Annotated in this window: 8 protein-coding genes; 2 read left to right on the top strand and 6 right to left on the bottom strand. The window is 69.0% G+C overall.

The genetic code is table 11. The features are described 5' to 3' along the window. Window positions 1-6 precede the first annotated feature (6 nt). From EV292_RS00565 to EV292_RS00575, 3 genes are all read right to left on the bottom strand, one after another. The gene (locus EV292_RS00565) at window positions 7-2,820 is read right to left on the bottom strand and encodes a TonB-dependent receptor (RefSeq protein ID WP_165926985.1); all 2,814 of its coding nucleotides are present in this window, start codon (window positions 2,818-2,820) and stop codon (window positions 7-9) included. A gap of 76 nt (window positions 2,821-2,896) precedes the next feature. After that, entirely contained in the window at window positions 2,897-3,640 is a 744-nt protein-coding gene (locus EV292_RS00570; RefSeq protein WP_207913307.1) for a FadR/GntR family transcriptional regulator, read from the bottom strand. 101 nt (window positions 3,641-3,741) lie between these two features. Continuing rightward, window positions 3,742-5,079, bottom strand: a complete 1,338-nt coding sequence (locus tag EV292_RS00575; RefSeq protein WP_132907262.1) for an MFS transporter — start codon at window positions 5,077-5,079, stop codon at window positions 3,742-3,744. Between the two features lie 70 nt (window positions 5,080-5,149). Here EV292_RS00575 and EV292_RS00580 point away from each other — a divergent pair, with 70 nt between their 5' ends. Beyond that, the gene (locus EV292_RS00580) at window positions 5,150-6,097 is read left to right on the top strand and encodes a DUF4861 family protein (RefSeq protein WP_132907263.1); all 948 of its coding nucleotides are present in this window, start codon (window positions 5,150-5,152) and stop codon (window positions 6,095-6,097) included. A 178-nt stretch (window positions 6,098-6,275) separates the two neighbouring features. Here the strand turns inward: EV292_RS00580 and EV292_RS00585 are convergent, their stop codons facing one another. Together EV292_RS00585 and EV292_RS00590 are read right to left on the bottom strand one after the other, a co-directional pair. Next, window positions 6,276-8,372, bottom strand: a complete 2,097-nt coding sequence (locus EV292_RS00585) for a TonB-dependent siderophore receptor (protein ID WP_132907264.1) — start codon at window positions 8,370-8,372, stop codon at window positions 6,276-6,278. A 263-nt stretch (window positions 8,373-8,635) separates the two neighbouring features. Further along, window positions 8,636-9,862, bottom strand: coding sequence for a Gfo/Idh/MocA family oxidoreductase (locus EV292_RS00590; protein WP_132907265.1), 1,227 nt, complete (start codon window positions 9,860-9,862; stop codon window positions 8,636-8,638). 255 nt (window positions 9,863-10,117) lie between these two features. On the opposite strand from EV292_RS00590, the gene EV292_RS00595 reads away from it, so the two are divergent. Beyond that, complete coding sequence (locus EV292_RS00595; protein WP_243693528.1) at window positions 10,118-10,831, top strand: SDR family oxidoreductase; 714 nt, start codon at window positions 10,118-10,120, stop codon at window positions 10,829-10,831. Between the two features lie 42 nt (window positions 10,832-10,873). Here the strand turns inward: EV292_RS00595 and mntR are convergent, their stop codons facing one another. After that, entirely contained in the window at window positions 10,874-11,317 is a 444-nt protein-coding gene (gene mntR, locus EV292_RS00600; protein ID WP_132907267.1) for a manganese-binding transcriptional regulator MntR, read from the bottom strand. Between the last annotated feature and the right edge of the window lie 55 nt (window positions 11,318-11,372).

The raw sequence follows: 11,372 nt of genomic DNA on the forward strand, positions 1-11,372 counted from the left end.
CCCATCTCAGAAGTTGAACCGTACGCCGAGCGAGTAGGTCGTGTCGTCGTTGCGCACCTCGCGCACGAAGTCGGGGCGCGACTCGAACGAGCGCGTCCGCTGCCCCGTGACGTTCGTGCCCGCCACGTTGATCGTGATGTGGTCGGTCAGGTCATAGTTCAGGCCGAAGTCGAGCCGCCCCGCGGCGCGGATGCCGTTGAGGCCCACGGGAATGTCGATCGGGCGCAGCGACAGGCCGTTGGTGATGTCGGCGTCGTAATATCGCGAGCGATAGGTGTAGATCACGCGGGCGGAGACGCCGTATTTCTCATAGACCAGACCGGCGTTGTAATTATACTTCGACACGCCGAGCAGCGACAGTCCCTGGAGGCGGTCGCCGGGCGTCGTCACCTCACTGTCGATGACGGTGAAATTGCCCAGCACGCCGATCCCGTCCAGCCCCTCGGGCAGGAAGTCGAGGAAGAGCTGGCCGCTGACCTCCACGCCCTTGATCGTGGCGGAGCCGAGGTTGCGCGGCGTGGAGATGACATATTGCAGCCCGTCGATCGTCCGCGCCTCGGTGCCGGTGACGACGCGGTCGGTGATGTCGCGATAGAAGGCGACCGCCGACACGTAATTGCTGCGGCCGAAATAATATTCGAGCGAGGCATCGAAGCTGTCGGCCTTCTGCGGTCGCAGGTCGGGGTTGCCGCCCGAGCCCGAGTTCTGGATCGTGTTGACGTAGGAGACGACGTAGCTCAGCCCCGGGTTGAGCTGGGAGAAGCTCGGGCGCGACAGCGTCTTCGAATAATTGAAGCGCGATTGCAGCCCGCCGCCGAAGTCGAGACGCGCGCTGGCGTTGGGCAGCAGGTCGGTGTCGCTGGTGGTGCGGTCGACCACGACCACGCGTGACGTACTGGTCGCAGGATCGGTGACCCGCCCGGCGCCGACGATGCGGCGGTCGGTGCGGGTCAGCCGCGCGCCGACCAGGCCGTCGATCGAGAGCGCGCCGAACAGCGACAGCGCGTAGCGCGCCTGGAGAAAGCCGGCATAGTTCTTCTCGCGCGCGTCATAGTCGCGCGTCGGATCGAAGCCGGGGCGCTCCGGAGAGATGCGGTACAAGGTGCGCAGCTGGCGCTTGAAGCCCTCGTCGAGCAGATAGTCAGGATCGACCTGCAGATAGGTGGCGCCGTCATTCATCTGCGGCACGCCCGGCGCCGAGACCAGCAGGTCGGACGGCAGGCCCGCGCCGGCCACCGGCGTGGCAAACGAGCCCCCGGGCGCCGGCGGGCCACCGAGATATTGTTCGAACGAGGCGACCCGCTTGGCGACGCGGACGCCGGCCTGAACATAGTCGAGCACGCCGTCGAAGTCGTATTTGGCGTCGCTCATCACCGCCCACAGCGTCCCCTTGCTGCGGTTGATGTCCTCGGTCATGCCGTTGGTGAAGGCGAGGCCGGCGGGGTCGTTCATCGGGTTGCCCGGCGTGGTGGCGCGCACCTCGTGATCGACGTCGCGCTCCTGGATCAGCTCGGCGATGCGCTTGCCGACGTCGACGCGGAAGCTGTCGTTGCGGTTCTTCGACAGCTCGTAGGAGATGTCGGTGTTCCACGTCAGCGCGCCGATCGTCTTGTTGAAGCCGGTCGCCGCGACGAAGATGTCGGTGCGCGCGCGGTTGGCCACGGTGGCGGTGTAATATTCCACGTCGCGCGCGGTATAGCCCGTCGCGTTGCAGAGGTTCTGGACCGTGCCGGTGCCGCGCGGGTTCTCGGGCGTGCGCAGGTTGCCGGAATAATAGCCGTCCGGCCCGACGCCGAAGTCCTCGCACCGGTCGCCCGCCGTCGCCGTGAACGACGTGCCGGTGAAAGCGCGGAAGGTGGGGCGGGCCTGGAGGACGTTGCCGCGATAGCCCGCGAACAGTCCCTCGACGTACAAGGTCGTGTCGTTGTCGGGCGCCCATTCGAGCGAGACGTTCGCCTGCGGCCGCTCATAATGGCCGAACTCGGTACCCGCGGCGAAGCCGGTGGGCGCTTGCAGATTGGGCGTGGTCGAGGTGGGGGCGGCGTTGGTGCTGCGGGTCCAGTCGTTCCAAGCGATCGGCCGCGCATATTCATTGCGCTGGTACGACAGGCCGAGCATCGCGGCGACGTCGCCGATCCCGGTCGACCAGCGGTCCGCGATCAGCGCGCTGACCGCGGGGTTGATCGTGTCGTCGGAGCCGGCCTCCTTCGCATAGGTGGCGCGCGCGCTGCCCGCGAGCGTGAACTCCTTGAAGTCCAGCGCGCGACGCAGCCGCATGTTGACGCCGCCGGCGACGCCGCCCTCGATCCGGTCGGCCGAGTTGGACTTGTAGACGTCGACCCCGGCCAGCGCCTCGGCAGGCAGGTCCTGGAACGAGAAGCCGCGCCCCACCCCGGTGAAGATCTCGCGGCCGTTGAGCGTGGTGACGATGTCTTCCAGACCGCGGATGCGCGCGCCGACGATCTCGTTGTTGCCGCCGACCACGACCTGAACGCCGGGCACGCGCTGGAGCGCCGAGGCGGTGGTCAGGTCGGGCAGCTTGCCGATGTCCTCCGCGACGATCGAATCGACCACGTTGACCGACTGGCGCTTGATCTCGGCGGCGCGCGCGAGGCTCTGGCGGATGCCGGTGACGACGATGTCGGCGACCGCGTCCTGCGGCGCGCCCGCGGCGGGCGCGGCGTCGGCGGCGACGGGGGCGGTATCGGGCACGCTGCCCGCCGGCACCTCGGGCGGGGCGGCGCCGGTCTGCGCGCGCGCGCCGTCGCTCATCACCAACGCGATCAGGGCGACGGAGCCGTAGCGATAGCCCTTCTTCATGTTCCCTCTCCCATATGACATAGTATGACTATGCTTCGCGTGCGCGATCGCCGGCTAGGACGCCGGTCGTCGTCGCTTATTTCTTGGCCAGGCGCTTGATCTCGCGGTGCCGCTTGAGGCTCTCGCTCATGTGCGTGCGCGCCGCGGCGTGCGCGCGCTCGGCGTCGCGCGCCGCGATGGCGTCGAGGATGGCCTCGTGCTCCTGCCCGATCACGGCGCGATAGGCGTCGTCCATATAGGCGTCGCTCTGGCGCAGATAGACCGAGCGGGGCGGCACCAGCCGCACGCCGAGGAACTCGATCAGCTTGCCGTAATAGGTGTTGCCGCTCGCCTTGCCGATCGCGCGATGGAAGGCGACGTCGGCGGTGACGGAGCGATCCATGCCAATGTCGGATTGGCCGAGGATGCGGAGCTGACGGCGCATGTCCATCAGATCCACTTCGCTGCGCCGCTCCGCCGCCAGCCCCGCCATCTCGGTCTCCACGCCGAGGCGCAGCTCGAGCAGCTGGATCACGTCGTCGAGGTTGTCGAGTTCCTCGCGCGTCACCTGGAACGCCTGGTAGCGCGCCGTCTCGCTGACGAAGACGCCCTTGCCCTGACGCGCCTCGACGAGCCCCTCCGCCGCCAACCGCGCGACCGCCTCTCGCACCACCGTGCGGCTCACGCCGAGCGACTCGACGTACACCGCCTCGGTCGGCAATTGCGAGCCGGGCCAATGTTCCCCGTCCCGGATGCTCGCGCGGATATGCTCGCACGCGGCGTCGACCAGCGAGGGGCGGCGTCGGGCGCGGGGCGGGTCGCTGGGCGTCATATCGTTCATCAATGGTGGCCATGCCCTGCCGGCCGCTGCGCTGGAGCGCCGACGCCGGTGATCGGTCGTTCCCCGGTACAAAGCTTCGCGGCGTCCGGCAAGGCGAGTCATCATATGACCGTACCGAACGAGCGGGTCGGCTGAAGCCGCGGGCTGATCACGTGGATCGCCAGCAGCGCGAGCAGATAGGCCGAGCCCGCCACCGCGAAGATCGGCGCGTAACTGTCCGACAGGTCGAGCACATAGCCGACGAACTTGGCGATGAGCATGCCGCCGATCGCGCCCGCGGTGCCGCCGATGCCGACCACCGATCCGATCGCGCGGCGCGGGAACAGGTCCGAGGGCAGGGTCAGCAGGTTGGCGGAGAAGGCCTGGTGCGCGGCGGTGGCGAGCCCGATCAGCAGCACGGCGAGCCACAGCCGGTCGACATATTGGACGGTGACGATCGGCACGGCGGCGAGCGCGCACGCCAGCATCGTCGCCTTGCGCGCGGCGTTGACCGACCAGCCGCGCTGGAGCAGCCGCGACGAGGCCCAGCCGCCCGCCACGCTGCCCGCGTCGGAGAGCAGGTAGATCACCACCAACGGGATGCCGAACGACGTGAGATCGAGGCCGTAGCGCTTGCCGAGGAAGTCCGGCAGCCAGAACAGGAACATCCACCAGATCGGGTCGGTCAGGAACTTGGGCACGACATAGGCCCAGGTCTCGCGCACCGCGAACAGGCGCAGCCAGGGCACCTTGCCGGCGACCTCGACCGGGTCGCTGCGGATCAGCGCGAGCTCGGCCGGCGCGACCTTCGCGTGCTGCTCCGGCCGGCGATAGAAGGCCAGCCACGCGACCAGCCAGACGAGGCTGATCACCCCCGTCGCGATAAAGGCCATGCGCCAGCCATAGGCGAGCGTGATGGCGGGCACGATCAGCGGCGTGGCGATCGCCCCGACATTGGCGCCGGCGTTGAACAGGCCGATCGCGAAGGCGCGCTCGCGCTGCGGGAACCATTCCGCCACCGCCTTCAGCCCGGACGGAAAATTCCCCGCCTCGCCGAGGCCCAGCGCGAAGCGCGCCGCGGCGAACTGCGCGACCGATCCGACGAGGCCGTGCGCGATATGCGCCGCGGTCCACAATGTGAAAGCGACCGCATAGCCGAGCCGCGCGCCGACCGCGTCGACGAAGCGACCCGCGACGAGGAAGCCGATCGCATAGGCCGCCTGGAACCACAGCACGATGTCGGCATAATGCGCCTCGCTCCAGCCGAACTCCTGTTCGAGGACGGGCTTGAGCACGCCGATCATCTGCCGGTCGACATAGTTGATCGCGGTGGCGGCGAAGAGCAGGCCGCAGACGGTCCAGCGCACACGGCTCACGATCGGCACGTCCGGCTCGGCGCATGATGCGGCCACGTTGCTCTCCTCCGCGTCGCCGTCCCACTCCACGGGTTCGGTCAACATCCTCTTGCTATCAGGTCATCGGTCATCATACAACCACTGAAATAGCGACCGGGTGAGTGGGAGAGCTGAGATGACGAGGATCACGGTCACGTGCGCTTGCTGCGTCAGCGCCACCGCCCTGCTGGTCGCCGCACCGTCGACCGCGCGTCAGCAACCCGCGGCGGAGCGGCCGCCGGTCACCGGCGCGCTCGCTCCGCCCGAGCGGCGCGAGCCGGCTGCGGTCGTGACCGAGGCGGGCTATCGCTACGACGATCTGCTGTGGGAGAACGATCGCACCGCGCACCGCATCTACAGCAAGCGGCTCGAACAGGCCGAGCCGCCCTCCGGATCGGGGATCGACTCCTGGGGCAAGAACGTGCGCTGGCCGTTCGCCGACCGCCAGCTCCGCACCGGCGACCAGCACGGCTATCACGGCGAGGGTCTCGACTTCTACAATGTCGGTACCACGCGCGGCGCCGGCGGGCTGGGGATATGGCATGACAACAAACTGTGGACCTCGCGCAACGCCGTGCGCCACCGCATCCTCGCCAGCGGCGGCCAGGTCGCGGACTTCACCGTGGAGTACGCGCCCTGGCCGGTCGACGTCGATCGCAAGGTGTGGGAGACGCGGCGCTTCACCTTGCCGCTCGGCACCCACTTCACCCGGCTGGTCTCCACCATCTCGTCCGATCGCGACGCGCCGCTGCTGGTCGGGATCGGCATCGGCAAGCGCACCACCGGGCAGGGGGCGGGCGAGCTGACGGTGGATCGCGCCAAGGGCCTGCTGTCCTGGTGGGGGCCGCAGGACGGCGACCACGGCCGGATGGCGATCGCGCTGCGCGTCGCGCCGGAGATGATCGCCGAGGTGCGGTCGGATGCCGACAATCACCTCGTGCTGCTTCGGGTCACGCCCGGGCGCCCGTTCGTCTATTTTTCCGCCTCGGCCTGGACCGGGGGCGAGGGCAATTTCCAGCGACGCGCCGACTGGGACGCGTATGTGGCAGGCGAGCGGCTGGACTTCCGCCCGCCGTCGCCATGAGGGTCGCGGCGGTGTGCCTCGGCCTTGCCGGCGGGTGACGCCCCCGCATTCTATCCGCGCTGAGAGCGAGTTTGCCGCCGAGACGTCGGGCGGCGGATGCTCGTCCAGAAGGCGCATTAGCGTTGAGCGGGCCGCGAACCGCTGCTTCCCGGCCTTCGGCGACCACGGCGAGCGGGCGTCATAGGTCGAGTCGCAGCGAGGCGCGCACGGTGCGGGGAGCGCCGGGGAAGACCCAGAAACGGCTGTAGGAACTGGCGGCGTATTGCGCGTCGAACAGATTGTCTGCCTCGAGGCGGAAGCGCAGGCCGGGCGCGACGGGCGCCTCCAGCGCGGCCTTCACCTTGAGATAGTCGGGTAGGATCAAAGGCGTGGCGTCCAGCGACCCGGCGCGATCACCGACATAGGCGAGCCCGCCGCTGACCTGCCAGTCGCCGGTCGCCACGGGAAGGCGGTGGACGACCAGCAGCGTACCGGCATGTTCGGGCACGCCGAGCACCGCCGGCGTCGCGAAGCTGCTGTCGTCGTTCCGCGCGTCGACCCAGCTGTAGTTGGCGACGACGTGCCATCGCGCGCCGAGCCGCAGCGACACGTCGGCTTCCACACCCCGACTGTTGAGTTCGCCCACGGGTGCGTTGAAGGCGGCGTCGAGCGGGTCGGTGGTGAGGATGTTCGTCTTGGCGATGTCGAACCAGGTGACACCGACATCGACTCCCGCCCAGCGACCGGCCACGCCGACCTCGTAGCCACGCGCCTCCTCGGGCGAGAAGCCCTGGCCGGTGCGGCCGGTGCCCGAGTTGAGCAGGAAGGACTCGCCCCAATTGACGTGGACGGACACGTGGTCATCCACGGCGTAGCGCGCGCCCGCGCGGAACTTGACGGGCTCGTCGACGATGCGCCCGACCGCGCCGGTGTTGTTGTTGACGATCTTCTGCCGATAGGGGTCGATCCTCGCGCCGCCGACCAGGGTCAGGCGATCGGTGAGGCTCCACATGTCCTGCACGTAGATCGTGCCCGCCCAGCGGCTCTCATCGTTGTTGGTGAAGGGCAGCAACGGCGCCGCGACGGCGCCGTTGCTCGAGCCCGGGTCGTACAGATCGACCGCATAGGGGGTCGCTGCGGTGGGATTGCGGCGCATCCAGCGCTCGCCATAGGTCAGTCGATAGCCTTTGAGCCCGGCGCTCACCCGGTGCCGCCCGATCTCACCTGCGAGTTCGACCCGCGCCGACAGGTCGTCGACGGCGAAGTCGCGCGAGCGGCGCTGGCGCCACACCTGCGTGTCGACGATCCGCGACTGGTCGGCGGAGAAGCCCTTCAGCGAGCCCGTTCGCCACACCACGCCGCCGTTCAGCGCCCAGCCCGCGCCGAGTTGCGCCAGGCCGGTGAGCTGGTGCCGCTGGTTGCGGAAGCGGGTCAGGCCATTGGCGGGGTCGCCATAGTAATTGGAGCGACGCACCGCATTGGCGTCGTTGCCCACCGCCGGCACGCCGCGGTCGAAGGGCGTGTCGAACTGCATGAACTCGCCGAGATAGGTCAGGCGCAGCGCGTCGCTGGGCCGCCATGTCAGCGATGGCGAGACGGTGCGGCGGCGGAGGGTCACCGTATCGCGCCAGCCGTCGCTGTTCTCCGCCGCGACGACGATGCGACCGGCCAAGGTGGACGCGAGCGGCCCGGTCGCGTCCAGCTCGACCCGGCGCGTGTCGAAGGAGCCGTACAGCGCGGTCGCGCTCGCGCGCGGTGCGAAGCTCGGCACCTTGCTGACGATGTTGACGCGCCCGCCGGGATCGACGTCACCGAAGACCGCGCCGGCAGGGCCCTTGAGCACCTCGATCCGCTCGATCGTCGCCGGGTCGCGCGGCGGTGCCATGCCGCGGTTGGCGACGAAGCCGTCGACGTAGAATTCCGCGCCCCCGTCGGGTGTGCCGAGGAACCCGCGGATCGCGAAATTGTCGAGGACGCCGCCGCGGTTGTTCTGCTGGCTGAAACCGCTCACGAGCTCCAGAGCGTCGCTCAGGCGGTAGGTGCCGGCAGCCTCGAGCACGTCGCGCTCGAGGGAGCGGCTCGACTGCGACAGGCGCTCGGTGGCCGGATCCGAGGAGAGCGTCCGATCGACCGTCCGCCGCGTGCCGAGCACGACGATGTCGCTTCTCTCTTCCGCTCCAGCTTGCGCCTCGGCCGGGAAGGGTGCTGTGCCGAGGGCGAGAAGGAGGCCGAAGCCTGACGGTCTGCGGCGGCCGGCGGGGCGCGCAGCGATACGGGTACGGACTTGGAGAGACATGCGATTTCCTGGTGGCACCAGCCGAACGGTACCGATTTCGGTATGGTACAACATCTCATACTGTGCCGCCGCGACAACGCAACCTGGCCTGTTCGCGCCATGTGTCGGGTAAGCTGACGCGGCCGGGAGGAACCAGCGTCCGGTCACGTCGCCTGCCCCCTCGGATGCGATTCGTGACCACTCCGACTCCGTCCGCTGCTGGTACCTAAACGGTGCGCTTGCAGCCATTCACGACAAGCTAGACCAGCAGTGCGGCGGCGGTCCTAGCCAAGCATCCGGCCATCCGGCGCGAGCCGAACCGTGCGGCCGTCGCGGGCAGCGGCATAGATGGCTTCGATCAGGCGTAGGTCGCGCAGCCCCATCTCGCCGGGCGTGCGGATCGGCGTGCCATCGCGGATCGCCGCGGCGAAGTGGTCGAGCTGCGCGCCGAACTGCACCTCCGGGTCGCCGGGCGTGAGCGTGCGTTCCTGCGATCCCTTCAGTCGCATCGTCTGGCCCGAGTAACTCGTCGCCGGGTCCATGGTGAGCACGCCCTCAGTGCCGCGCACCTCCGCGAAGTTGATGCCCGCCGAATCGTAGGAGGTCGCCAGCTGCGCCACCGCGCCGGAGGGGAAGCGCCACTGCGAGGCGACATGGGCGTAGATCTCCGCGAAGCGCGGGTCGCCTGACGGCCGGAACGCCGTCGCGGCGATGCGCTCCGGCATCTCACCGGTAAGATAGAGCGCGGATTGCAGACCGTAGATGCCATAGTCTTCGAGCGGTCCGCCGCCTGCCAACGCGCGGCTGGTGCGCCAGTTGCTGGCGGGATCGGCCGGCCCCATGCGATAGGATTGTTCGGTACGGACCAGCCGCACCCTGCCGACCGCGCGCGCCTCCATCAGTTGCATGGCCTCGCGATTGTACGGCTCGAAGTGCGAGCGATAGGCGACCATCAGCTTGCGACCGGCGCGGCGACCGGCGGCGATCATGCGCTCGCAGTCGGCGCTCGTCAGCGCCATCGGCTTCTCGCAGAGCACGTGTTTTCCCGCGGCGAACGCGCGGATCACCCACTCGGCATGGAGCCCCGTCGGCAGCGCCACGTACACCGCATCGACGCGCCGGTCGGCGCCGATCCGCGCGAAATCGTCGTAGCTGTAGCGGGCATCGCGCGGGACGCCGTAAGCGTCGCCGACGCGCCGCAGCTTCTCCGCATTGCCCGAGACGATGGCGGCGATATGCGCGCGGTCGGTCGAGGCAAACCGCGGCATCATCTGATTGAGCGCATAGCTGCCCAGTCCGACGACAGCGAAGCCGACACTGTCCGGCCGTCTTTCGCGCGGCGTGGGCGAGGGCAACGATGCTCCTTCGGGCATCCTCTGACCGGTCGCTCGCGGCGAGGGGCTGGCCTGGGCAAGCGCCCCCTCAGAGACCGCGCCGGCGAACAGCGAGGCAGCCAGGCCCTTGCCGCCGCTCTCCATGAAGGCGCGACGATCCATGGCCGTGTCGGTCATCCTCGATCTCCTGTCACTGCTGTGGTTCTGCGCATCGGGATGATGCATGGCTCGCGGCGTGAGCGCCAGACGGCACGGCACCCTGCCGCGGCGATGCGCGTTTCGTCCGTTCGGCGACTGGCCATATTGCACGGCCGTCATGACAGGGGCGGGTGTGGCGCGACTTTCATCGGCCCTGTCGGCGATGCGTCACGACCAACGGGACCCTGAGCCGGGCGACGAGCAAGGAGTAGGACGATGCAGATCGACGGGGCGGTGGTGGCGATCACGGGGGCGAGCGGCGGGATGGGAGAGGCATCCGCCCGCTACCTCGCCGAGCGCGGCGCCAAAGTCGTGCTGGGCGCCCGGAACGAGGATCGCCTCCGCCGGCTCGTCGAAGAGATAAACGCGAGCGGCGGAGCAGCGACCCACCGTCGCGTCGACGTGCGACGGCGCGAGGACGTCGACGCGCTGGCGCGGCACGCGGTAGCGACCTTCGGTCGTCTCGACGTGTTCGTCGCCAATGCCGGCGCCATGCCGATCGGACCGGTCGACGATCTCGCCCTCGACGACTGGGAGATGATGGTGGACGTGAACGTGAAGGGCGTGCTGTGGAGCATCGCCGCGGCGCTGCCCATCTTCCGCCAGCAGGGGACAGGTCACTTCATCGCCGTGGCGTCGACGGCGGCGCGCAAGATCGTGCCGAACATGGCAGTCTATGCGGGCACCAAGGCGGCGGTGGTGGCGATCTGCGATGGTGTGCGCCAGGAGCTCGCCGGGGATCTGCGCGTCACCACGCTGACGCCCGGCTTCACCGCGACCGGCTTCGCGGACCACATCCGCGACGACGCGTTGCGGGAGCGCATCGCGGCGGGTGGGTCGATCGCGATGCCGCCGGAGGCGATCGCCGAGGCCATCGCCTATGCCATCGCGCAGCCGGCCGGCGTGAACGTCGGAGAGATCGTCATCAGGCCGACCGCGCAGGCCTAGGCTCTTCCGGTCATCCGGTTCTCGGTGAGCGCTCCAGGGTCGTCAGCCCGGCTCCGGAACCCCGTCGCCGGACGCGCGGGACGTGAAGCGCTTCATCGCGGCCAGCGTCCGGTCGCTGACATGATGCTCCATCCCTTCCGAATCGATCGCCACGGTGTCCGCGTCGATCCCCAAAGCGGACAGGAAGTCGGCCACGGCCTGATGCCGTTCGCGCGATCGAGCGGCCAGCGATCGCCCGTCGTCGGTGAGGAAGAGCGCGCGATAGGGCCGGTTCTCGACCAGACCTAGGGTCTTGAGCCGCTGCACGATCTTGGCCGCGGTGGGCTGCGACACGCCCATGTGCGCCGCCAGGTCGATCAGCCGTGCTTCGCCGTAGCTCTCCTGAAGGTCTCCGATCAGCTCGACATAGTCTTCGGCCATCTCGGTCGCATGCGCCTCGCGGGTGGCACGGAACGCGGCGGCTCGGCGGTGCGCATCCTCGGTCATCGCACCCTCATGCCCCAGCCAACGCGATGCCGCCAGCTTGCATCTAGATTAGCCA

This window comes from Sphingomonas sp. BK235, from assembly GCF_004345855.1.
Lineage (GTDB): Bacteria > Pseudomonadota > Alphaproteobacteria > Sphingomonadales > Sphingomonadaceae > Sphingomonas.